This window comes from Vreelandella piezotolerans (genome assembly GCF_012427705.1).
Lineage (GTDB): Bacteria > Pseudomonadota > Gammaproteobacteria > Pseudomonadales > Halomonadaceae > Vreelandella > Vreelandella piezotolerans.
Genome location: NZ_CP048602.1, coordinates 2276668 through 2299065 on the forward strand (window position 1 = coordinate 2276668; position 22398 = coordinate 2299065).

Below are 22398 nucleotides of genomic sequence, written 5' to 3' on the forward strand. Positions count from 1 at the left end.
TATAGCTACTCGATGTTTTGCTTAAACCACGCGAGGCTCGGGCTCCAGCGTGACGGCAAACCGATCGTATACAGCGTTTGCCACGCTTTCAGCAAAACGCAGCAGCCCAGGACGGTCGCCTCCCCCGAAGTGCACGAGTACCAGGGCTTGACGCTCATGCACGCCGAAAGCGCCGTCACGATAGCCCTTCAAGCCACACTGATCGATCAGCCATCCTGCCGCCAGCTTGGTTTGGTGTTGAGCTTGAGGAAAGTGCGGCATCTGCGGATATGTCTGTAGAAGGCGTTGCGCTTGAGACTCGTCCACCACCGGGTTCTTGAAGAAGCTACCCGCATTGGCGAGCACGGCCGGGTCTGGCAGCTTCTCTCGACGAATGGCGCAAACCGCCTGAGCGACCGCCAGTGGCGTGGGTGAAGCCGTCACACGAGAGGCCAAATCGCCATAGCCCAGCACGGGACGTGGGCACTCGGAGAGCCGAAGTGCCAGTTGAGTAATCACCACTCGACCAGCCAGTGCCCGTTTGAAGATACTATCTCGATAGCCGAACTGACAGGCCTGAGCGCTCAACCAGCGCACCTCGCCCGTGGCCAATTCGACCACCTGGACACCTTCCAGCACATCGCTCAGTTCGACGCCGTAGGCCCCAATGTTCTGTACCGGCGCCGCACCGCAATCACCTGGAATGAGCGCTAGATTCTCCGTCCCCCAAAGCCCTCTGGCCGCCAAGGCCATGACCAGCGAGTGCCAGTTGACGCCAGCGCCGACGAACGCCACGACGCTCTCGTTCTGGCGCTCCAACCACCAGTGGCAAAGCGCTGGGCGCAGCGCCATGCCCATGAGAGTAGGTGGCAAAAGTACGTTGCTGCCACCGCCGAGCAGCGTTATGGGCCACTGCCGAGCATGAGCATGGTGAAGCGCCGCCTGTAGGCTCGTTAGCGAAGTGGGCGCGGCATAGTGCTCCACCTGACAAGGCAGACGCAGCGTATTGGCGGCAGACAAATCCACCCAGGCTGCTGGTTGATTCACAGCGTCAGCGACCACGGGTCAACTCGTCGATCAATCCGGCACTGGCCTGCTCGATCATGTCCAATACCTGCTCAAATCCCTCCTCTCCGCCGTAGTAGGGGTCAGGCACATCCGTATTGGGCAACCCGGCATACGCCAATAGCAACCCTGTTTTGGCTTGACTATCGGCGGGCTGTAACGCATGAATGGCCGCCAAGTTATCACGATCCATACCTAGCACGTAATCAAACGCATGGAAGTCGTTCGCGGTTAGCTGTCGGGCACGCAGGTGGCTGATGTCCACGCCACGCCGACGTGCGGCCGCCTGGGCACGCAGGTCAGGGGCTTTACCCACGTGCCAATCGCCTACGCCGCAGGAGTCGATGTCGACAAGATGAGTGAGCCCTGCCCGCGCCAACGCCTGCTGAAATACGCCTTCCGCCGTGGGCGAACGGCAGATGTTGCCCAGACAAACGAACAGTACGCGTGTCATGACCGCCCCTCCTCTACCGCCAAAAGCGCTCTGACACGCGCTAGATCCTCTTGCGTATCCACACCGGCAGGATTCACCGCGCTGGCCAACGCCACTTGAATCGCGTAGCCATGCTGGAGAGCGCGAAGCTGCTCTAACTGCTCCAATTGCTCCAGCGTAGAGGTCGGCAAATCCTGATAAGCTGCCAAAAAGCTTGCCCGATAGGCATAGATACCGATATGGCGTAGCCATGCATCGGTTTCCAATAGGTTGGGCTGGCGTGTGAAGTGCTCCCGATCCCACGGAATCGGTGCTCGAGAGAAATAAAGCGCACGCCCTTGCAACGAGCGCACGACTTTCACCACGTTAGGATTGAAGAGCGTATCTACATCCGTGATCGGTTCCGCCAACGTGGCCATCGCAGCATCGGGATCATCGGCCAAGCGATGCGCCACTTGGTCGATGAGTACGGGAGGAATAAGCGGCTCATCACCTTGGACATTGACTACCAGCGTCTCGTCGTCGAGACCGAGCTGCTCGACCACCTCGGCCAGTCGATCAGTACCCGACGGGTGATCGTCGCGCGTCATGACGACGTCTGCACCGTAAGACAGCATGGCGTCGCGAATGCGATCATCATCGGTGGCGACCACGACGCGGCTTGCCTGACTTTTGCTGGCACGTCGCCACACATGCGCCACCATCGGCTCTCCCGCAATGTCTAGGAGCGGCTTCCCCGGCAGCCGTGAGGAGCCAAAACGAGCGGGTACTACGGCGATGAACGGCGTCGACGTGTCTCCCATCACGCCTCCCCAGTGCGGCCAGGCGAAGTAGCGAGTTTTTCATCGGCATCCATGCGTCGCGCCTCTTCAGGCAGCATGACAGGAATGCCGTCCTGGATAGGGTACGCCAATCCGTCGTAATGGCAGCAAAGCTCCTGCGCGTCTCGGTCATACTTCAGTTTGCCGTTACATAGTGGGCAAACCAGCATCGCCAATAATTCCTTATCCATCGGTGCTTCCCCTTTGTGTCAAGTCGGACAGCTTATTGAGCAGCCAGTCCTCGAATGCGTGTGGAAGCTGCGCTTCCACGTCTAATACCCAGCTATCAGGCGGTGCAAACGCCTGACACTTCACGGCGTCTTTGGCCGTCATGATAACGGGGCGTTTCGATACGAACTGAAAGGTGCTGGTATCGAAAGGCTGATGGTCATTCAAAGGGTGCATCGCTCCGCTAACACCCAATGATCGAAGCGTATCGAAAAAGCGCTGAGGATTGCCAATTCCCGCCATCGCATCGACAGGAAGAGAAAATGGCAGCGGCTGAAGTGGCCACTCCTGCCCAGTCTTCAAGTAGCGCCAACGCGTGGGTACAAGTGTCATGGGCACCCCCTCAATACCCAGCGGACGCTGAGGAGTTCCGTTGATGATCACTGCATCTACGCTCGCCAACCGCGCCGGCGCCTCCCTCAGTGGACCCGCCGGAAGACAACGGCGATTGCCGAGCCCTCTAGCACCATCAACCACCACTAACTCAATATCGCGTCCCATCGCCAAGTGCTGCAAGCCATCATCGCTAATTAACACGTCGCACCCCTGCCGCATCAGCATATCGGCCCCGCGTGACCTCTGCGGATCGGCAACGACCGGTACCCCGGTCTGCTGAGCTAGCATGAGCGGCTCGTCACCGCTATGATGCGGGTCGGTTGACGGCGTTACCAGCAAGGGATAGACCGGCGCCTTTCCGCCATAGCCACGTGTGACGATACCCGGTGAAAACCCTTGCATTTTGAGCCAACGGCTTAGCCATGCGACCAGTGGCGACTTACCGGTTCCCCCCAAGGTAATATTACCGACCATGATCACCGGCACTGGCGCTCGCCATGTTGGCTTATCACCACGACGGTAAAGCGCCGCTCTCCGCCTCATGAGATAACGGTATAAAAAGCCGAGCGGATAGAGCGGCGTCAGCCACGCGCTGCCTTCATAGGCGGCTTTCAGCCAGCGCTGCGACAAGCTCATTCACTCTCCTGAAACTGAAGCTGATGGAGGGCTGCGTAGGCACCGCCTTTTTCCAACAGCTCAAAGTGCGTCCCCTGCTCCACGATGCGTCCCTGATCCATCACCAGGATACGGTCGGCACGCTCGATGGTGGAGAGGCGATGGGCGATCACTAGCGTGGTTCGCCCCTGACAGACGTGTTCCAGCGCTTTTTGAATATAGCGCTCGGATTCGGTATCGAGGGCGGAGGTCGCTTCATCCAAGATCAAAATAGGCGCATCTTTGAAGATCGCCCGAGCGATGGCAAGCCGCTGGCGCTGACCGCCTGAAAGCATGACACCATTCTCCCCTACTTTCGTCGCGTAGCCTTCGGGCAGCTTTTCGATGAACTCGCTGGCATAGGCGGCTTCGGCGGCGGCTTTGATAGCGACAGGATCAGGATCTGCCTCCCCATAGGCAATGTTGGCGGCAATCGATGCGTTAAACAGCGTTACCTGCTGGGAGACCAAAGCAATGTTCTGGCGCAACGGGCCTAAGGCATACTCGTCAGCATTGACGCCATCGATCAAGATACGCCCTTCACTCGGTCGATAGAAGCGCGGTAGCAGGCTCACTAAAGTGGATTTTCCGCTCCCCGAGCGCCCCACGATCGCCACCAACTCGCCGGGGGCAACGTCGAGATCAATGTGGTGCAGCACATTCGGGTGGTCGTCGTCATAGCGAAAGCTGACATCCTCGATCACCACGTGGCCACTTAGTTTGTTGGGTAAGCGTTTGCCCTCGTCTTGTTCAGGCGTCAGATCCAACAAGCCAAACAGCTCGGACGCCGCGGCAATGCCTTTCTGAATCTCACCGTTGATTTCGGTGAGCTGACGAACCGGTTTGATCATCAGCGCCGCTGCCGTAATGAAGGCAACGAATTCACCTGGCGTCATGTCTTCCATGAGTGAAGGTGCCATGGCCAGCCAAACCAATAGCGCCATGGAAATCGCCACCAGCATTAGCACCACAGGCGAGCTGACCGCGCGCGTCATGGCCTCCTTCATGCTTTGGCGACGGTTCTCTTCACTGACCCGTTCGAAACGCTGCTTCTCATACGCTTCTGCACCGTGGGTACGCACCACTCTATAACCGGAGAGCGCCTCTGAAGCAACGTGCGTCACATCACCCATGGAGTGCTGAATGCGCTTGGAGATACGTCGAAAGCGCTTGCTTACATAGCTCACGACACCCGCAATGATTGGCGTGACGCCCAGAAACAGCAGTGTCAGCATCCAGTTGGTCCAGAATAGATAACCGATCAGCCCAATGACGAACAGCCCTTCTCGTAAAATGATCGTGACCGCATTGGTGGCGGCGCCCGCTACCTGCTCGACATGATAAGTGACGCGTGAGACCAGATGGCCGCTAGAGTGGTGATCGAAGAAGCGCCCCGGCAGGTGCAACAAATGGGCAAATACGTCGCAGCGCAGGGTGTGAATGACATAGCGTCCAACGTAAGCCATGAAATAGGTGCTCAAGAACGTTCCTAGTCCGCGAGAGGCGAACATGAGCACGACGAACAGCGGCAAAAACAAACGAAAAGCGGCATCCGGATTCTGGATGCCGTCAATCAGTCGCTTCATCATCTCCGCCAGCGCCGTGCTCGATGCGGCATAAATCACGAACCCTACCACCGCTAACGCAAACGCACGCCAGTGTGGCTTTACGTACCCCAATAACCTTCTATATAACATCCAACCTGAATCAGTCACACGCGCTCCCGGCAGTAGTGTGCAGTGTCGGCGATTCTACCTGATGGTGGCCCGCTTCAACACCGCTGATGACCACCTGCAAGAACGCTCAGAGGCCGCAGCTCAATAGGCTGTTGCGGGATAAGCGAAAAACGCAGTGCGCCATCGTGGGCAGTACTCCACAGGCAGCTCTTCTGCTGGCGAAAGCGACGCACCACCTCATCGGCGGGATGCCCGAACGGATTACCCCTTCCTGCGCTAAACACGACGTGGCGGGGAGAGGTATCGCGCACGAACTGAACGCTAGAGCTTGTCGAGCTGCCGTGATGCCCTGCCACTAAGACGCTTACCGGGCCATCGAGCTGGTTGAGCAGCTGTCGCTCGATCTGTCGCCCGACATCTCCTGTCAGTAGCAAACGATGTTCGCCGACCTCTACCACCAACACGCAGGAGCGGTCGTTCGAGGAGAGCGCATTCTCCCCTTTCGGTGGCCAAAGGATACGATAGCGAACACCGTCCTGTTGCCACTGCTGCCCCTGCTGGCAAGGGTGACTGTCCACCGGCAACACTTCCCCCTCAGGAGCCCACCACTGGCGGACGCGGTGTTCGGACAGCAGTGCTTCGATGCCACCGGCATGGTCGGTGTCCGCGTGACTGACGATGACTCGATCAATGAGCTGGCCAGGGGGCCACAGGCTTTGCAGAGGCATGAAGCCGCTACGAAAACGCGGCCCCGTATCATATAACATCCGATAATGGGCGCTGCGCAGCTCGACCAACTGACCTTGCCCCACGTCATAGACGGTTACGTCCAGCCGTCCAGGGGCTAGCGTCGGCTCTCTAGGCCATAAGGGGAGTGTCGCGACGAGCGCCAGTGATGCGATACCCAGCCAACGCGGAATGGCGGGCAGCCCCCAGCACAGCGATACCAGCACTAGGCTACCCGCCAGGGGATAGACCATCGATGAGGGCGGCTGCCAAAGAGGTGCTGCATCGACCGCGAGGCGCAACAGCCAGTGGAACCCTCCCAACGCCTGCTCGAACGCCCACCAAGTCAGCGCGCCTAGGCCAGGTAGCGGTGAGAGTAGCCAACCAAGCAGCGCGCTAGGCACCATTATCGAGCTAACCCACGGCACGGCGATCAGATTGACCAGCGGCGCCACGGGGGCTACTCGCCCGAATGCCAGCAGCACTGCAGCGGCCATCAACGGCGCGAGCAACAGTTGCGAACGCAGCAGCGCCCAGCACCACCCCCTTATTCCCACGGGTCGGGGACGCCCTTGCCATAAGAGAATGAGCCAGCCAACCGCCAGAAACGATAGCCATAGCCCTGGCCGCCAAAGCGCGAGAGGATCGAAGAATAGTACCAGCGCTAAGGCTAACCACCACGCCTGCCAGGAGCCGGGGGCATGGCGTCCACTAAGCACCCATAGACCCAGCAGGGTCATGATCATCGCCCGCATCGCCGGGGGTGCCAGTCCCGCCAGTGCCGCATAGGCAATGGCCGCTGCCCCCGCCAACCACCAGGGCCATGTTCGCAGGCGCCAATCAGTGGGTGTTATCAGACGGGCGCCATAGCGACCCAATAGCAGCACGAAAGAGGCCACCAACCCCACGTGAAGGCCAGAAATCACCACCAGATGCGTGGTCCCCGTAGCGTTCAACAGCGTCCAGTCGTCTTGCGTGAGCTGTTCGCTATCGCCCAGCGTCAATGCCGCCAACCACCGCTGGGTGCGAGGCGCCAAAGGACTTTGTGCCAAATAATCCTGCGCCCAAGACCGCAATCGGGGCGTCGCCGCAGCCAGCTTCTGGGGCGCAGGATTCGCGCGTACGTAACCCGTGGCATGTATCCCTTCGCGCCACAGCCACTGCTCGTAATTGAACGTATGCGGATTGAGAAATCCAGAGGGCGGGCGCAGCCGCACGGTCATCCGCCAGCGCTCGCCTGGGGTGAAAGCATGGTCGTATGCGCTAACCCTGACACTTCCCAATCGCTCGCAACTAGGTAAGTGTCGAGGGGCCGTACAGCGTTCGACCTTCAAGCGCAGCCGCCTTGCGCCCGGCTGCTCTTGCACCTCAGTGATGTAGGCGTCGATGACGATATCCTGCCCGCTCAGTCCGACGGGCAGTTGGCGTGACCACTCTTGCTGAATGCTCACCGCAACGACTGCAGCAATGAACAGCCACGGTAACGCGTTAGGACGAGAAGCCAGACACAGCAGCACGCCCATGCCCATGACGGATGGAAGCCACCATGGGCCGCTCTGCGCCCCGGTCCACCACGCGAAAAAACCGCCTATCAGCGCCGCGACTGCCGCGGGCATCGCGATGCCTTGGCCCATGCACCCCTCCCTGGTGGCTCACCATTCCTGCATGCGCCATAGCCGAAGCCCTGCGCGATATGGATAATAGCAACAACTTATTTCAAGAGTACCTGACATGCCGCGCCGTTTCCTGCAGCGCTACATGCCAAAGCCCGACACATTAAAGCGTCAGCGCTCGCTGCGCTTCATTGCACCGCTAATTGCGGACCCGGGCCTATGGCTACTGACCCGACGCAGCGTGGCCAACGCGTTCAGCGTCGGGTTGTTCTGTGCAATGCTGCCCATCCCCTTTCAGATGGTAGTGGCAGCATTGGGCGCGCGGCTGAGCCGTTGTAACTTGGCCCTCTCGGTCGGCCTGGTATGGGTCACCAACCCGCTCACCATGCCGCTGATTTTTTACGTCAATTATCGCATCGGTACGTTTTTGCTAGGCGCCCCTGCGCGGGAGGCTCCTTCACGTATTTCGACGCGCTGGATTGCCGAGCAGATGCACGACATTCTGCCGCCACTGTTGCTGGGATCATTGATCACAGCCCTCGTACTGGCCATTGTTGCGAACATCGGGATTCGCTTAATCTGGCGCTGGCACGTCTCCCATAACTGGAAACGCCGCCGCCTTAAAAGACGGCGGCGCCGAGCCCGCATCGAATCGGAGTTTGACGATTGACTCACCTCGCCTGAGCCACCAGGCGGCCTCCATCCAACTTCATCACCCGATCTTGGTGGGCGGCAAGGCTCACATCGTGAGTAACGATCACAAAGGCACAGGCGCTCTCCTTGGCCAGCTCGTCCATCAAGCTCAGAATGGTGGCAGCGGTAGCTTGGTCGAGGTTACCCGTTGGCTCGTCCATCAAAACCAGACTTGGGTCTGTGACGAGTGCTCGGGCAATCGCTACCCGCTGGCGCTCGCCTCCAGACAGCTCACCTGGCTTATGATCGGCGCGAGCCTTCATACCTACCCGCTCCAGTAACCCCATGGCACGCTGCTCGGCAGCTTTTTTCGACTGACCACGAATGATCAGCGGCAGTGCCGCGTTCTCGACGGCCGTGAATTCCGCCAGCAGGTGGTGGAATTGATATACGAAACCGATGTACTGGTTGCGAAAGCGGCCCAGTGCGGCTTCGTTCAATCCCGACAGCGGTTCGCCGCCAATCACCACGCTGCCTGAGCTGGGTCGATCCAGCCCTCCCAGCAAGTTCAACAGGGTCGTCTTGCCCGACCCGGAACTACCCACGATCGCGACGCGCTCGCCCGCGTGCACGGTGAGTTCGAGCTGATCCAGCACGGTCAGATCCTGTGGGCCTTCGCTGTAAACGCGGGTAAGCTCGCGGCATTCCAACATGATGGCGTTGGCGTTGGTTGGCGTCATCTGAGCCTCCTTATTCATAGCGAAGTACATCGGCAGGCTGAACTCGGGCGGCTCGCCATGCAGGGTAAAGCGTCGAGAGGAAGGTTAGACCAAACGCGGCCAGCACGATGTCACGCACGTCGCTCCACACCAACCGAGATGGAAGATCGCTGATAAAATAAACCCCCGCATCCAGGAACTGAATGCCAAAGGCACTCTCGAACCAGGCGATCAGGTCGGCAATGGTCAGCGCCAGCACGATACCCACCGCAACGCCAACGGCAATGCCGATCAATCCAATCGCCAGTCCCTGCACGATGAAAATCCCCATGATCGACCGCGGGGTGGCACCAATGGTGCGTAAAATGGCAATATCGGCGCGCTTGTCGGTGACCACCATCACCAGCGTCGAGACGATATTGAAAGCGGCAACGGCGATGATCACCGTCAATAGCAGCGCGATCATGCGCTTTTCCATCTGAATCGCTTGAAAGAGGTTTCCTTGGGAAAACGTCCAGTCGGTGCCACGATAGCCAGGGCCCAGCTCATTGACGATGGCTTGGGTTTCACTACCGGCAATGAACAGGTCATCCAGCTCCAGGCGTAACCCACCCACTGCATCACCCATGCGAGCCAGCGTTTGCATGTCTTCAATGTTGGCATAGGCAAGGCTCGCATCGAGATCGGCCCCGACGCTAAAGATACCGCTCACGGTAAACCGCTTGAGTCGTGGAAATACGCCTGCCGGTGTAATCGAGGCTTCAGGCACCAGCAACGTCACACGGTCCCCTACTCCCACGCCCAACCGACGTGCAAGCATAGAGCCCAACACGACATTCCACTCGCCGGGCACGAGATCGGCCAACTCCCCCTGACGCATATGCTCGCCAATGATGGAGACGCGATCTTCCCAGTCAGGGTGAATGCCATTGACCATCGCCCCTTGATTACGGCCTCCGGCAGAGAACATGCCCTGTTGCTCGACGTAGGGCGCCGCACCGATCACCCGCTCACGCTGCATTAGCCGCTCAGCTAACGCTTCCCACTCCACCAGCCCTTCTTGGGATTCGATCTTAGTGTGGGGCACCATACCCAGAATGCGCGTACGCAGCTCGTGATCGAAGCCGTTCATCACCGACAAGACGAGAATCAACACCGCCACGCCCAGCATCAGTCCCAGCATCGACGTCAGAGAGATAAATGAAATGAAATGGTTCCGGCGTTTAGCGCGCACATAGCGCAGCCCCACCAGAAAAGGCAAACGATCAAGCATGACGACATTCCTTAATAATGGGCGTCCATGGTACGGTTTTTTTAGCATGGCTGCATGTGCAAACGCAGCCTTAGAGTGGCGGCTACCCACAGCGTTCCCTCGATGGTCAGTAACGCTTGCAAGTTGTGAGGCAACCCCCTAAATTGCGCCCGTTCCTCTTGCCCGCTGGGTAAGCTTATTCTGACTAGAGAGAGCACCGTTGACGTTGGCTACCCATACTCACCGCCTATTGCCCGAGTGGCATCCTCAAGATGGTCTGCAGCTCACTTGGCCCCGCCCTGACGGCGACTGGGCCTATATGCTGGCGCGTATCGAAGCCACGCTAGAGCGAATCGTACTGGCCACCGCGCGCTACCAGAAGGTGATCATTTGCGTGCCCGACGAGGCGACTTACCAGCGTCTGACCGCCACTTTCGAGGCGTATGGAATTCCCCAACAGCAATTGCTGCTCATTGTCGCACCCACCGACGATACCTGGGCGCGGGATCACGGGCCGATCACGGTGTTGGATGACGATGACCAACCGTTGCTGCTGGATTACACCTTTACCGGCTGGGGCGGTAAATTTCCCGCCGAGCGGGACAATCAGCTGACGCAGTGGCTGGCAGACGCAGGCGTATGGGCTTGTCCGGTGGCCTCGCGTGACATGGTACTGGAAGGCGGCGCCATCGAAACCGACGGCGAGGGCACACTGCTCACCACCGAAGCGTGCTTGCTGAATACCAACCGCAACCCGTCACTCTCCCGTGCCGATATCGAAGCGAGATTGGCAGACGACTTTGGTGTCGACCGAATACTATGGCTAACGCACGGGCACTTAGAAGGTGACGATACCGACAGTCATGTGGATACACTGGCTCGTTTTTGTAGCCCCACCACCATTGCCTACGTGCGCTGCGATGATCCCACCGATCGCCACTATACGGCCCTCCAGGCCATGGAACAGGAGCTAAAAGCGTTTCGTCAGCGTAACGGCGAGCCCTACCGGCTCGTTCCGCTTCCCTGGCCCCAGGCCTGTTTCGATCCTGAAGACGGTCATCGCCTGCCAGCCACCTATGCTAACTTTCTGATCATTAACGACGCCGTGCTCGTACCCACTTACGGAGATCCTGCGGATGTCACGGCCCTCCAGGCGCTGGCCGTGGCGTTCCCGGAACATACTCTGATTCCCATCGAGTGCGTCAGCGTGATTCGACAGCACGGCAGCCTGCACTGCTTAACCATGCAGCTACCCAAAGGTACGCTTGTGCCTGCGACCACTCACTCTTAAGGAGAGCAGCATGTCTCAGACACTCAACGTGGCGGTGATTCAACAAGCCGCATGGCCGGACAAAGCGCGCAGTCTAGCCGAAAGCGAAGCGGGCATTCGCAAAGCAGCGAGCCAAGGAGCACAGCTCGTACTATTACAAGAGCTGCACGCCACCCACTACTTCTGCCAATACGAAGACCCGGCACTGTTCGATCTTGCCGAACCACTGGACGGCCCCACCGGCCAGCGGCTAGCGGCACTGGCCAAAGAGCTGGATATCGTGCTAGTAGGCTCGCTGTTCGAGAAACGCGCAGCGGGGCTTTACCACAATACTGCCGTGGTCTACGACCGTGCTCAGGGGCGAGTGGGTCAGTATCGTAAGATGCACATTCCCGACGACCCAGGGTTCTACGAAAAGTTTTACTTCACCCCTGGCGACGCCGACGACACCCGCAAAGAGGGCTTTACGCCCATCGACACGTCCGTGGGGCGGTTAGGGATTTTGGTGTGCTGGGACCAGTGGTATCCGGAAGCGGCGCGCCTGATGGCGCTGGCGGGTGCCGAGCTGCTGCTCTATCCCACCGCCATTGGCTGGGACCCTAACGACGACGACGCCGAAAAGGCGCGCCAAAAAGAGGCGTGGACGCTCATTCAGCGAGCCCATGGCGTTGCCAACGGTCTGCCAGTCCTGGTGGCCAACCGCGTCGGCCTTGAAGCGGATCACTCCGGCGTGGGCGACGGTATCGCTTTTTGGGGCGGTAGCTTTATTTGCGGCCCACAAGGCGAGCTGTTAGCACATGCGGGTGAAGAGACCGAGCAGTTGGTCGTAAGCCTGGATATGGCGCGTAGCGAAAACACCCGACGTATTTGGCCCTACCTGCGCGACCGCCGGGTCGACGCCTATGGCGACCTGACCCGCCGCTACCGCGACTAGGTATTTACTTCTCCCTAACAACTAATAACGCCTGCCCTGTGACCAGAGCAGGCGTTTTACTATTGGCGATCAGACAAGCGTACCTACAGCAAGAGTACCCACGGCAAAAGTACTTACTTCCAAAAATCGCGAATAGAGGCGATGCCTTGCGCGCCCACCGCGCGCGCGTGGTTGGCGTCGAAGCGGGTCATGCCGCCCAGCGCGAACACCGGCATACCGGCCCGCTCCACCAGTTGTTGGAAGTCGTGCCAGCCCATGGGGGCCACTTCCGGGTGCGAAGGCGTAGTGCGTAGCGGCGACAGGGTGACGAAATCACACCCCAACACGGCCGCTTGGGAGAGCTGCTTCTGGTCATGCGTTGATGCCGACAGCCACTTGTTTTCGGCAATCGGGCGACGATCCAGCTCCATCAACCGCGCACTGGTCAGATGGATGCCATCGGCATCGACCTGCTCCAAGAGCGTAGGCTCACCGTTGAGCAGCAGTTTTGCCCCATATTCACGGCAAAGCGTGAGCGCACGCTCGGCACGAGCCACGTAGGCTGCCTCATCCAAACTTTTGGCACGCAGCTGAACAAGACGAATATTGTCTTCGCGCAGAGCGCGCTCGAGCAGCGCTGCGAAGCGCTCGACGTCAGGCTCTTCACCGGTAATCAAATACTCGGTAGGTAGCATCACAGCGCGGAGGATCGGCAGGTTCGCTGCCGGGAACGGGTAGTTCACCAGCTCGTTCATCGGCACCCACCGCACCGCTTGACCCTCACGGCCAAACGGCTCGCCGGCGAACTCATGCACCTGCCATACGTCGAGCAAGATATGCTTATCAGGGTACTCGTGGTGAACGCGAATGAGCGGCTGAGCACGGACGATCTCCACGCCCAACTCTTCATGCAGCTCACGTTTCAGGCCTTCTAACCCAGTTTCATAGGGGGCCAGTTTACCGCCAGGAAACTCCCATAAACCGCCGTGATCGACGTTGGAAGGCCGACGCGCGATCAGCACGTGCTTTTGATCGGCGCTGATCATTGCAGCCGCCGCAACATGAACCCGTCGTTTTACCATTACACTCATTACGTCTAATCCACTTTGTGCGCACCGCCATGCTTGCACGGCGCTATCTCGCTGCGTTAGCACGTTGCCACAGACTTAGCTGCGGTAATCCGCGTTGATGGACACATAGTCATGGGACAGATCCGAGGTCCACACAGTGGCCGCCTCGTCACCACGCCCCAAATTAATGCGAATTGTAATCTCTTCCTCGGCCATGACAGCACTGCCAGCTGCCTCGGTGTAGCTATTAGCACGGCCACCGTTCTCCACCAGTCGCACATCGCCCAAATCGATGACGACACGGCTGACATCGAACGACTCCACCGGTGCCCGCCCCACTGCCGCTAAAATACGCCCCCAGTTGGCATCGGAAGCATAAAGGGCGGTTTTGACCAGCGGCGAATGGGCCACGGTAAATGCTACGTCCAGCGCCTCTTGGCGCGTGCAGGCATCGTTCACCTGCAGGGTGATGAATTTAGTCGCCCCCTCGCCATCGCGGATGATCGACTGAGCTAGCTCGGTCATCACTCGCTGCAGTGCATTGCGGAACACGACAATATGCTCGTCGCTTTCGATACGCGCCCCCGTGCCCGTCGCTGCCAGCATGCAGGCATCGTTGGTAGAGGTATCGCTATCCACGGTGATGCAGTTGAAAGAGCGATCCACCGTTTCCCGGAGTAGCGAGGCGAGTAAGGGCTGCTCAATCGCCGCGTCGGTAACGACGAATCCCAGCATGGTCGCCATGTTGGGTTTGATCATGCCCGACCCTTTGGTAATACCGTTGATGGTCACCTGCTGGTCGCCAATCGCCACGCTAACCGTCGCGCCTTTTGCGCGAGTGTCGGTAGTAAGAATGCCTTCCCCTGCCTGCTGCCAGGCTTGACTTGAATCAGCCAACGACCCCAGCGCATTTGGCAAACCCGCCAAAAGGCGGGCCATGGGCAATGGCTCGCCAATCACGCCAGTCGAGAACGGCAGTACCTGGGTGGCGTCCACCCCGGCTTGCTCGGCCACCGCGGCGCAGCTGGCATAGGCATCCTGCAGTCCTGACTCACCCGTACCCGCATTGGCATTGCCGGTATTGATCAGCCAGTACCGGGCAGACAGACCGTTCTTTGCACACGCCTCAAGGTGTGTCTTAGCCACCACCACGGGAGCGGCACAAAACGCATTGCGCGTGAACACACCGGCGACGGTGGCCGCCTCAGGCAGCTCGATCACGACCATGTCACGGCGGTCCGGCTTCTTGATGCCCGCCTTTGCAGTCCCTAGACGCACCCCGTCAAGAGGTGGCAATTCTGGAAAGGGAAGATGTCCCACCGCCATGTTTTTCTCCTTTACGCTCGCTGACGAAAGCGCGTGATTAGCTCAATTTTCCGCAGCACTGCTTGTATTTCTTACCCGAACCACACACGCAAGGATCGTTGCGGCCTACTTTGGGATTTTCACGACGCAGCGGGCGACCGTCGGCACCGGGCGAGGCCTCGCCAGGCTCGGCATCGGGCGCATCGTGGCGGCTGGCAGCCGTGGCTTTTTCACGGGCCAGCTCTTCACGGCGCTTCTGCTCCAGCGCATCGACCTCTTCTGGCTGACGCACCTGAACGTGGCTGAGAATACGCGTGACATCGGCTTTGATGTTGGTCAACAGATGCTGGAACAGCTCGAAGGACTCGCGCTTGTACTCCTGCTTGGGGTTTTTCTGTGCATAGCCACGCAAGTGGATACCGCGACGCAAATGATCCATGGACTGCAGATGCTCTTTCCAGCGGGTATCCAGCACTTGCAGCATCACTTGTTTCTCGAAGCGACGAATCAGCGCTTCACCAGCGGACTCGATCTTCGCCTGGTACGCGTCGCGGTGCATGGTTTGCAGGCGCTCGCGCAGCTTCTCTTCACTGAAGCGCTCATCCTCGTCCGCCCACTGCACGACCGGAGCATCGAGATTGAACTCCGTTTTCAGATGCGCTTCCAGCCCAGGAAGATCCCACTGCTCAGCCAGACTTTGTGGGGGCACGTAGTCGCTAATCGCCTCCTCCATGACCTCCTCACGAATACCTAACACAGCGGCGGAGACATCGTCGGAGGCGAGAATTTCGTTACGCTGCTCATAGATGACGCGGCGCTGGTCGTTGGCGACGTCATCGTACTCCAGTAGCTGCTTACGGATATCGAAGTTACGGCCTTCGACTTTCTTCTGCGCGCGCTCGACCGCGTTAGAGACCATTTTGTGCTCGATGGCCTCGCCACGCTCGAGCCCCAACGCCTGCATCAAACGCTTCACGCGATCCGAGCCAAACAGACGCATCAGGCTATCTTCCAAGGAGAGGAAGAAGCGTGTCGAGCCAGGATCCCCCTGACGCCCGGCGCGACCGCGAAGCTGGTTATCGATACGCCGTGATTCGTGCCGCTCGGAACCCACGACGTGCAGGCCACCCGCTTCCAAGACCGCATCATGGCGCTTTTGCCATTCGGCCTTGAGCGTATCGATTTGGGCTTGACTGGGGTTTTGCAGCTTGGCTGCCTCGGCCTCCCAGTTGCCACCCAACATGATGTCCGTCCCACGCCCCGCCATGTTGGTGGCGATGGTAATGGCACCTGGTCGGCCCGCCTGGGCGATGATTTCCGCTTCGCTTTGGTGCTGTTTTGCGTTGAGCACGTTAAATTTCAAGCCTGCATTGCGCATCAGGCGTGCGAGGTACTCGGACGTTTCGATCGACGCCGTACCGACCAGCACAGGACGACCAGCCTCTGTTTCTGCCTTGACGTCTTTGATGATGGCTTCGTACTTCTCTTCGGCGCTCAGGTAGACGAGATCATTGAGATCCTTGCGCGCCAACGGACGGTTGGTAGGGATGACGATGACGTCCAGACCGTAAATTTGACGGAATTCGAACGCTTCGGTGTCCGCCGTGCCCGTCATGCCCGACAGCTTTTCATACAGACGAAAGTAGTTCTGGAAGGTAGTGGATGCCAGCGTCTGACTTTCACGCTGAACCGTCACCCCTTCTTTGGCTTCGACGGCCTGGTGCAACCCCTCGGACCAACGACGCCCAGGCATGGTACGACCGGTATGTTCGTCGACGATCACGACCTGACCTTCCGCAACGATGTAGTCCACGTCGAGGTGGTAGAGGTGACGCGCACGTAGCGCCGAGTGCATGTGCTGCAGCAAGTTGAGGTTTTGCGCAGCATAAAGCGATTCGCCCTCCCCCAGCAGCCCCTCGGCCCGCATGAGTTCTTCGACCTTATTGTGTCCTTGCTCGGTCAGTTCTACCTGTTTCTGCTTTTCGTCGAGCACGAAATCGCCGCTCACTGGCGCTTCGTCATCTTCGGAGACTTCCCCCTGCTCGAGCTGCTGAGCCAAACGATTCACGATGCCGTAGAGGTCCGTATTTTCGTCCACCGCACCGGAGATGATCAGCGGTGTGCGCGCTTCATCGATCAAGATGGAGTCGACTTCGTCCACAATGGCGTAGTGCAAACCGCGCTGGACTTTGTCTTCCAGCGAGAACGCCATGTTGTCGCGTAGGTAGTCGAAGCCAAATTCGTTATTGGTGCCGTAGGTAATATCGCATTGATACGCGTGACGCTTCTCTTCCCCCGTCTGTCCGGCGAAAATAACACCCACCGTGAGCCCTAGAAATTCATACAGGGGGCGCATCCATTCGGCATCGCGACGGGCGAGGTAGTCGTTCACGGTCACGACATGAACGCCTTTGCGAGTCAGCGCGTTCAAATAGACCGCGAGCGTGGCGACCAGGGTTTTACCTTCACCAGTCTTCATTTCGGCGATACGGCCGCGGTGTAGGGTCATACCCCCCACCATCTGCACGTCGAAATGACGCATCCCCATCACCCGCTTACTGGCCTCGCGCACCACAGCAAACGCATCGGGCAAGAGGCTGTCCAGCGTTGCCCCTTCGTCTAGACGCTGACGTAGTTCTGGAGTTTTTGCTTGAAGCTCTGCATCGCTTAGGCCCGCCAGGGTCTCTTCCAATGCATTGATGCTCTGCACACTTTTTTGCATGCGCTTGACTTCACGGTCGTTCTTGGAGCCGACCACTTTACGTAACAAATTATTAATCATGAAATTTCCAAATCATCGTGAGCGCCCCATCCAGGTACGCTCAGGTATCAGGCAAAAAGGGTGGTAATCAAGCGAGGCATTATCGAGTAGGCGGGCCACGGGGCGTCACGACATCGCTTGCGGCGACGAGCGGGAGCGCAAACCGAAGAAAAGGTAACGGGCGACGGAAGGATTGGGGCTCTCGTCGCGTTTGGCGATGAAACCAGCGGCGAAGCGCGCGCCGTTTCTTCGCGATCCAATGAGACTGCGCGCGAAGCATGGCAGGCATCCAAAAGCAGATGCAAACACCACGGTCGCTGCTTCTCAACGCGTCGGATGGGTGTAAACTAGCGGGTAGTAAACAACTCACCAGCAAACCAGCCAACCACCAACGCGCCAGGCCATAGCGTCGAGGACGCTTTAGCGAAGCGGATTCGATCTCTGACGTTGATGACATGCTGTGGACTGGCTCCTGAGCGTGTTAGGCTCTGTCTATTGGCGGTCAATCACAGGTGATGCACGTAGTAACCAGTACGACGCCACTCGCAACACCCTAGGAATCAAGTTGATGAGTATAAAGGTTAAGCGTTCTCGCGCACAGCCCATTGCCCAACTGCTAACCAAGTCAGGCGGCGTCGGCCAGCTCATGCGACAATCACGCTTGATCGATCAAGCACAGCGGCATCTCCGTGCTCATTTACCCGAAGAGATGCGTGAACATATTTTCGTAGGCGGTTTTAGCAATGGGCGCTTGACCCTCATCAGCGGGCAAGCGAGCTGGCTGACGTGGCTACGCTACGAACAATCTCGCCTGTTATCGCTGCTTCACCAGCTCCCTGGCTTTGAGGGAGTGACAGGGTTCACCCTTAAAGTGCGCCCCGTACGCCCCATCGAGTCACCCAGACGCTTCACGCGAACGCTTTCCGACAGTGCGGGCAAAACCCTGGCCGAATGCGCCAAAGACGCTGACAGCCTCAGCCTCAAACATGCCCTAGAGCGCCTGGCCTCTCACGCTCGCCCGAAAGACACCAAAACGTAATTTAAAAGCGCCTCCCCTTACACGCAAAAAGCACCGCCGAAGCAGTGCTTTATAGATGGGGAGCCATGTCACGTTTTCAACTCAACGCCCCAGACATTTTTATTTTGACGAATTACGCCATCGCTGGAGCCGCATAAGAGATGGGTGCCACGGCTTTCTCTTCTTCGAACGTGACAATTTCATAGGCATCAGGCTGAGCCATTAGCTCACGGCACAGCTGGTTATTGAGCGCATGGCCTGATTTCACGCCGCGGAATTCGCCAATCAAACTATAGCCCAACTGATACAGGTCACCGATGGCATCTAGCACCTTGTGTTTGACGAACTCATCTTCATAGCGCAGGCCACCTTCATTGACGATACGGTAATCATCAACAACGATCGCATTCTCGAGGCTGCCCCCAAGAGCCAAATTGTTGGAGCGAAGGTACTCGAGATCGCGCATGAAGCCAAAAGTTCGCGCACGGGAGACTTCTTTGACGAACGACGTGGTCGAAAAGTCGATCAGCGCAGTTTGCTTCTGCTGCTCGAAAACCGGATGGTCGAAATCGATGGCAAACGACACTTTAAAACCTTGGTGAGGCAAAAAAGTGGCTTCTTTATCACCATCGGTCACACCAATGCGGCGCTTGATGCGAATGAATTTCTTGGCCGCCTCTTGCTCCAAAATGCCCGCAGACTGAATCAAAAAGACAAATGGGCTGGCGCTACCATCCATGATGGGCACTTCCGGGGCACTGATATCGACGTAGGCATTATCGATGCCCAAGCCCGCAAAGGCGGACATAAGGTGCTCGACGGTCGCGACTTTGACACCTTCATAAGAGAGCGCCGTGCACAGCGTGGTGTCTTCAACCAGTTCGGCACGGGCAGGCACATGTACCACGGGATCCAGATCGGTTCTGACAAACACAATGCCGGTGTTGGCCGGTGCCGGACGCAAAGCCATATGGACTTTTTTGCCGGAGTGCAGACCCACTCCAGTGGCGCGAATGACGTTTTGTAGTGTGCGTTGTCTGATCATGGGTAGTGGTCAAGCTCTAATGACGGCGGCTTGCAGCAAGCTGCTACAGGATCCGCAAAGGAAGAAAGTTATCAAACAGTGTTCACTTTAACAGCAAACGAGCGTTTTAACCAATAAAACTCTCGTTTGCTGCTGCAATGAACCCGATGGCGGGGGTTAATCCGCTTGACGACGCAGGAACGCGGGGATATCCAAGTAGTCGTCGGCATCCGCTGCACGACGCTTTTCAGCACGCGGCTTTGGCGCTGCATCGGGAGCTTCGGCGCGTGCCGTGGCTTGCTGGCGCATGACAGTGGGTTGCTGCAATTTACGATAATCGGAACCACCGGCTTCCGCCGCAGAGCGACGAGCCGGTTCTCGCGCCGCCGTCGCCTTGGCTTTGCTACCATCCAGTCCGGCCGCCACCACCGTAACGCGCAGCTCATCGGACATTTCCATATCGATGGAGGTACCCACCACGATGGTCGCCTCTTGAGATGCAAATTCTTGGACCGTTGCACCCACATCGTTGAATTCGCCGATGGAAAGATCCGGGCCTGCGGTAATGTTGACCAGAATACCGCGCGCGCCATGAAGATCGATATCCTCGAGTAGCGGGCTGCGAATGGCTTTTTCAGCGGCTTCACGGGCGCGGTTTTCCCCCGTAGCGCCGCCGGTCCCCATCATGGCCATGCCCATTTCTGACATGACGGTGCGCACATCGGCAAAGTCCACGTTGATGATCCCTGGGCTGGTGATCAGCTCTGCAATACCCTGCACCGCGCCCAGCAGCACATCGTTGGCTGCGCTGAACGCCGTCAGCAGCGTGGCGTTCTTGCCTAGGACCGACAGCAGCTTTTCGTTGGGAATAGTGATCAACGAGTCGACATGCTCGGAGAGCTCTTTCATTCCCTCTTCTGCCGCACGCATTCGCTTGGGCCCTTCGAAGGGGAAGGGGCGTGTCACCACGGCCACCGTCAAAATGCCAAGCTCTTTGGCGACTTGCGCTACGACGGGCGCCCCGCCAGTGCCGGTGCCGCCGCCCATACCTGCCGTAATGAAGACCATGTCGGCGCCGCTCAGCAGTTCGGCAATGCGCTCACGGTCTTCCATGGCCGCCTGCCGCCCTACTTCAGGGTTAGCACCTGCCCCGAGCCCTTTGGTGATTTCACCACCCAACTGCAGCACCGTCTTTGCCGATACGCGCTTGAGGGCCTGAGCATCGGTGTTGGCGCAAATGAACTCGACGCCTTCGATGTTGCTTTCGACCATATGGTTGACAGCGTTACCGCCACCGCCGCCAACGCCCACTACTTTGATGACCGCACTGCTCGAGGGTGCGTTATCTACCAATTCGAACATAAGCCCCGTCTCCTGAACCGCGCTTGCGGCCCTATCAGAAATTTCCTTTGAACCAGCCTTTGATTCTTGCCAGCGCCGAATGGCCATCCTTGATATCACGCCGGGCTAATTCGTTACGCCCTTTATGGGCCGCAACGCCTCCCCCGTGGCTTTCTAGGCCTTGCCCATGACGCGTTTCCTGCAGTGCATAATGCAGCAAACCAACGCCCGTCGCATAGATAGGATTGCGAACCACATCTGCCAAGCCTCTGACATTTTGCGGGCAGGCAATACGAACCGGCATGTGAAATATCTCTTCTGCCAGCTCGCTTACACCCTCCATGCGCGAAGTGCCGCCGGTGAGCACCACACCCGCAGCCACCATATCTTCATAGCCGCTGCGGCGTAATTCGTCTCTTACCAAGGTAAACAGCTCTTCGTAACGCGGCTCGACCACCTCTGCCAGCGCTTGGCGTGACAGATCTCTGGCCGGACGATCACCGACACTGGGAACCTTGATCATCTCATCACTTGCCGCTAACTGGGTTAGCGCGCAAGCATACTTCACTTTGATCTCTTCAGCGTGCTGCGTCGGGGTACGTAACGCCATAGCAATATCGTTAGTGACTTGATCACCGGCAATGGGAATCACCGCCGTATGACGAATGGCACCTTCGCTGAAAATCGCCATATCGGTCGTGCCGCCACCAATATCGACCATGCACACCCCGAGCTCTCGCTCGTCTTCGGTCAGCACGGCCATACTCGACGCCAGCTGTTCGAGAATGATCGCGTCGACATCCAAACCACAGCGTCGTACGCACTTCTCGATATTCTGGACGGCGTTGAGGGCTGCCGTGACCAAATGCACTTGCGCTTCCAGACGAACGCCCGACATGCCCAGCGGCTCTCGGATGCCCCCTTGGGCGTCGATCGAGAACTCCTGAGGCAATACGTGCAGTACGCGTTGGCCTTCGGAGATCGCCCGCGCGCGAGCAGAATCGATCACCCGGTCGATATCGGACGGCGTCACTTCACGCTCTTTAATGGCCACTACGCCATCGGAGTTCATCGAGCTAATATGACTGCCCGCCACACCCACATACACCGAGTGGATATCGCAACCTGCCATCAACTCCGCCTCTTCGACAGCACGTTGAATCGACTGAACCGTTGATTCGATGTTGATGACGACACCACGCTTCATGCCGCGCGACGGATGAGAACCGATACCGGCAATTTCAATTCCACCGTCATCGGTGGGTTGACCGACTATTGCGACGACCTTGGACGTTCCAATGTCCAGCCCGACAACCATATTGGATGCGTTGGGTGAGCCTGCCATGAGTCGGTAAATCTCCTTGCCATTGTTTTAATGAATACGGCGGGTACATTATTTGCCTGAGCAAAAAAGAGCTTCCGCCAAATTAAAATTAGTAACGTTAAACTTGAAACTCGCTGATGCGGGTTAACCGCTGACTGGATAATAAAAACAGACCCACAGCTCCGCTCGACACATAGTATAGAAACAATAGACGCTATACGACTAGTCCGTACCCAC

19 protein-coding genes are annotated in these 22398 nt (G+C 58.2%); 4 read left to right on the top strand and 15 right to left on the bottom strand.

The genetic code is table 11. The features are described from left to right. Positions 1-21: 21 nt before the first annotated feature. The 7 genes from murB to GYM47_RS10510 are packed head-to-tail and all read right to left on the bottom strand — an operon-like array spanning position 22 to position 7552. Positions 22-1041: a UDP-N-acetylmuramate dehydrogenase gene (gene murB, locus GYM47_RS10480; protein ID WP_231125576.1), complete on the bottom strand. Its 1020-nt coding sequence runs from the start codon at positions 1039-1041 to the stop codon at positions 22-24. Further along, positions 1031-1498 carry a low molecular weight protein-tyrosine-phosphatase gene (locus GYM47_RS10485; protein ID WP_153842891.1) on the bottom strand — a complete coding sequence of 156 codons (468 nt, stop codon included), beginning with the start codon at positions 1496-1498 and terminating at the stop codon, positions 1031-1033. The genes murB and GYM47_RS10485 overlap by 11 nt, the downstream gene beginning before the upstream one ends. Next, complete coding sequence (gene kdsB / locus GYM47_RS10490; RefSeq protein WP_153842890.1) at positions 1495-2280, bottom strand: 3-deoxy-manno-octulosonate cytidylyltransferase; 786 nt, start codon at positions 2278-2280, stop codon at positions 1495-1497. The genes GYM47_RS10485 and kdsB overlap by 4 nt, the downstream gene beginning before the upstream one ends. Continuing rightward, positions 2280-2489 (bottom strand): Trm112 family protein, encoded by a 210-nt coding sequence (locus tag GYM47_RS10495; protein ID WP_139527215.1) that lies wholly within the window; start codon positions 2487-2489, stop codon positions 2280-2282. Before GYM47_RS10495 ends, kdsB begins: the two co-directional genes overlap by 1 nt. Further along, the gene (lpxK, locus tag GYM47_RS10500) at positions 2482-3498 is read right to left on the bottom strand and encodes a tetraacyldisaccharide 4'-kinase (RefSeq protein ID WP_153842889.1); all 1017 of its coding nucleotides are present in this window, start codon (positions 3496-3498) and stop codon (positions 2482-2484) included. Before lpxK ends, GYM47_RS10495 begins: the two co-directional genes overlap by 8 nt. Next, a complete protein-coding gene (msbA, locus tag GYM47_RS10505; protein ID WP_153842888.1) occupies positions 3495-5231 on the bottom strand; it encodes a lipid A export permease/ATP-binding protein MsbA in 1737 nt (578 codons plus the stop codon). Before msbA ends, lpxK begins: the two co-directional genes overlap by 4 nt. 56 nt (positions 5232-5287) lie before the next feature. Continuing rightward, positions 5288-7552: a DNA internalization-related competence protein ComEC/Rec2 gene (locus GYM47_RS10510; RefSeq protein WP_153842887.1), complete on the bottom strand. Its 2265-nt coding sequence runs from the start codon at positions 7550-7552 to the stop codon at positions 5288-5290. A gap of 97 nt (positions 7553-7649) precedes the next feature. Here GYM47_RS10510 and GYM47_RS10515 point away from each other — a divergent pair, with 97 nt between their 5' ends. Continuing rightward, on the top strand, positions 7650-8201 hold the full coding sequence (locus GYM47_RS10515) for a DUF2062 domain-containing protein (RefSeq protein ID WP_139527211.1): 552 nt from the start codon (positions 7650-7652) through the stop codon (positions 8199-8201). Between the two features lies 1 nt (position 8202). Here GYM47_RS10515 and GYM47_RS10520 read toward each other — a convergent pair whose 3' ends face one another. Further along, complete coding sequence (locus GYM47_RS10520) at positions 8203-8904, bottom strand: ABC transporter ATP-binding protein (protein ID WP_153842886.1); 702 nt, start codon at positions 8902-8904, stop codon at positions 8203-8205. A gap of 10 nt (positions 8905-8914) precedes the next feature. Beyond that, positions 8915-10156 carry a lipoprotein-releasing ABC transporter permease subunit gene (locus GYM47_RS10525; RefSeq protein WP_139527209.1) on the bottom strand — a complete coding sequence of 414 codons (1242 nt, stop codon included), beginning with the start codon at positions 10154-10156 and terminating at the stop codon, positions 8915-8917. A gap of 199 nt (positions 10157-10355) precedes the next feature. On the opposite strand from GYM47_RS10525, the gene GYM47_RS10530 reads away from it, so the two are divergent. Together GYM47_RS10530 and GYM47_RS10535 are read left to right on the top strand one after the other, a co-directional pair. Then, positions 10356-11426 carry an agmatine deiminase family protein gene (locus GYM47_RS10530; protein ID WP_153842885.1) on the top strand — a complete coding sequence of 357 codons (1071 nt, stop codon included), beginning with the start codon at positions 10356-10358 and terminating at the stop codon, positions 11424-11426. Positions 11427-11436: 10 nt separating this feature from the next. Further along, entirely contained in the window at positions 11437-12339 is a 903-nt protein-coding gene (locus GYM47_RS10535) for a carbon-nitrogen hydrolase (protein WP_153842884.1), read from the top strand. Positions 12340-12452: 113 nt separating this feature from the next. Here the strand turns inward: GYM47_RS10535 and GYM47_RS10540 are convergent, their stop codons facing one another. The 3 genes from GYM47_RS10540 to secA form a co-directional block, all read right to left on the bottom strand. Next, the gene (locus tag GYM47_RS10540; RefSeq protein WP_231125575.1) at positions 12453-13409 is read right to left on the bottom strand and encodes a Nudix family hydrolase; all 957 of its coding nucleotides are present in this window, start codon (positions 13407-13409) and stop codon (positions 12453-12455) included. A 75-nt stretch (positions 13410-13484) separates the two neighbouring features. Next, entirely contained in the window at positions 13485-14714 is a 1230-nt protein-coding gene (argJ, locus tag GYM47_RS10545; RefSeq protein WP_139527206.1) for a bifunctional glutamate N-acetyltransferase/amino-acid acetyltransferase ArgJ, read from the bottom strand. 37 nt (positions 14715-14751) lie between these two features. Then, positions 14752-17475, bottom strand: a complete 2724-nt coding sequence (gene secA / locus GYM47_RS10550; RefSeq protein ID WP_153842883.1) for a preprotein translocase subunit SecA — start codon at positions 17473-17475, stop codon at positions 14752-14754. Positions 17476-18022: 547 nt separating this feature from the next. On the opposite strand from secA, the gene GYM47_RS10555 reads away from it, so the two are divergent. Next, the gene (locus tag GYM47_RS10555) at positions 18023-18493 is read left to right on the top strand and encodes a DUF721 domain-containing protein (RefSeq protein WP_153842882.1); all 471 of its coding nucleotides are present in this window, start codon (positions 18023-18025) and stop codon (positions 18491-18493) included. A 112-nt stretch (positions 18494-18605) separates the two neighbouring features. On the opposite strand, the gene lpxC is transcribed toward GYM47_RS10555, so the two are convergent. The 3 genes from lpxC to ftsA form a co-directional block, all read right to left on the bottom strand. Beyond that, complete coding sequence (gene lpxC, locus GYM47_RS10560) at positions 18606-19517, bottom strand: UDP-3-O-acyl-N-acetylglucosamine deacetylase (RefSeq protein WP_139527202.1); 912 nt, start codon at positions 19515-19517, stop codon at positions 18606-18608. Positions 19518-19673: 156 nt separating this feature from the next. After that, positions 19674-20858 (bottom strand): cell division protein FtsZ, encoded by a 1185-nt coding sequence (gene ftsZ, locus GYM47_RS10565; RefSeq protein ID WP_139527201.1) that lies wholly within the window; start codon positions 20856-20858, stop codon positions 19674-19676. 34 nt (positions 20859-20892) lie between these two features. Then, positions 20893-22182 (bottom strand): cell division protein FtsA, encoded by a 1290-nt coding sequence (gene ftsA / locus GYM47_RS10570; RefSeq protein WP_139527200.1) that lies wholly within the window; start codon positions 22180-22182, stop codon positions 20893-20895. Positions 22183-22398: the final 216 nt, after the last annotated feature.

Coding starts and splice junctions, on each gene's coding strand:
- ftsA (WP_139527200.1), bottom strand. CDS start 22,182: ATGGCAGGCTCACCCAACGCATCCAATATGGTTGTCGGGCTGGACATT.
- GYM47_RS10510 (WP_153842887.1), bottom strand. CDS start 7,552: ATGGGCCAAGGCATCGCGATGCCCGCGGCAGTCGCGGCGCTGATAGGC.
- GYM47_RS10520 (WP_153842886.1), bottom strand. CDS start 8,904: ATGACGCCAACCAACGCCAACGCCATCATGTTGGAATGCCGCGAGCTT.
- lpxK (WP_153842889.1), bottom strand. CDS start 3,498: ATGAGCTTGTCGCAGCGCTGGCTGAAAGCCGCCTATGAAGGCAGCGCG.
- ftsZ (WP_139527201.1), bottom strand. CDS start 20,858: ATGTTCGAATTGGTAGATAACGCACCCTCGAGCAGTGCGGTCATCAAA.
- GYM47_RS10540 (WP_231125575.1), bottom strand. CDS start 13,409: ATGAGTGTAATGGTAAAACGACGGGTTCATGTTGCGGCGGCTGCAATG.
- kdsB (WP_153842890.1), bottom strand. CDS start 2,280: ATGGGAGACACGTCGACGCCGTTCATCGCCGTAGTACCCGCTCGTTTT.
- secA (WP_153842883.1), bottom strand. CDS start 17,475: ATGATTAATAATTTGTTACGTAAAGTGGTCGGCTCCAAGAACGACCGT.
- GYM47_RS10535 (WP_153842884.1), top strand. CDS start 11,437: ATGTCTCAGACACTCAACGTGGCGGTGATTCAACAAGCCGCATGGCCG.
- GYM47_RS10485 (WP_153842891.1), bottom strand. CDS start 1,498: ATGACACGCGTACTGTTCGTTTGTCTGGGCAACATCTGCCGTTCGCCC.
- argJ (WP_139527206.1), bottom strand. CDS start 14,714: ATGGCGGTGGGACATCTTCCCTTTCCAGAATTGCCACCTCTTGACGGG.
- lpxC (WP_139527202.1), bottom strand. CDS start 19,517: ATGATCAGACAACGCACACTACAAAACGTCATTCGCGCCACTGGAGTG.
- GYM47_RS10515 (WP_139527211.1), top strand. CDS start 7,650: ATGCCGCGCCGTTTCCTGCAGCGCTACATGCCAAAGCCCGACACATTA.
- GYM47_RS10525 (WP_139527209.1), bottom strand. CDS start 10,156: ATGCTTGATCGTTTGCCTTTTCTGGTGGGGCTGCGCTATGTGCGCGCT.
- GYM47_RS10555 (WP_153842882.1), top strand. CDS start 18,023: ATGAGTATAAAGGTTAAGCGTTCTCGCGCACAGCCCATTGCCCAACTG.
- GYM47_RS10495 (WP_139527215.1), bottom strand. CDS start 2,489: ATGGATAAGGAATTATTGGCGATGCTGGTTTGCCCACTATGTAACGGC.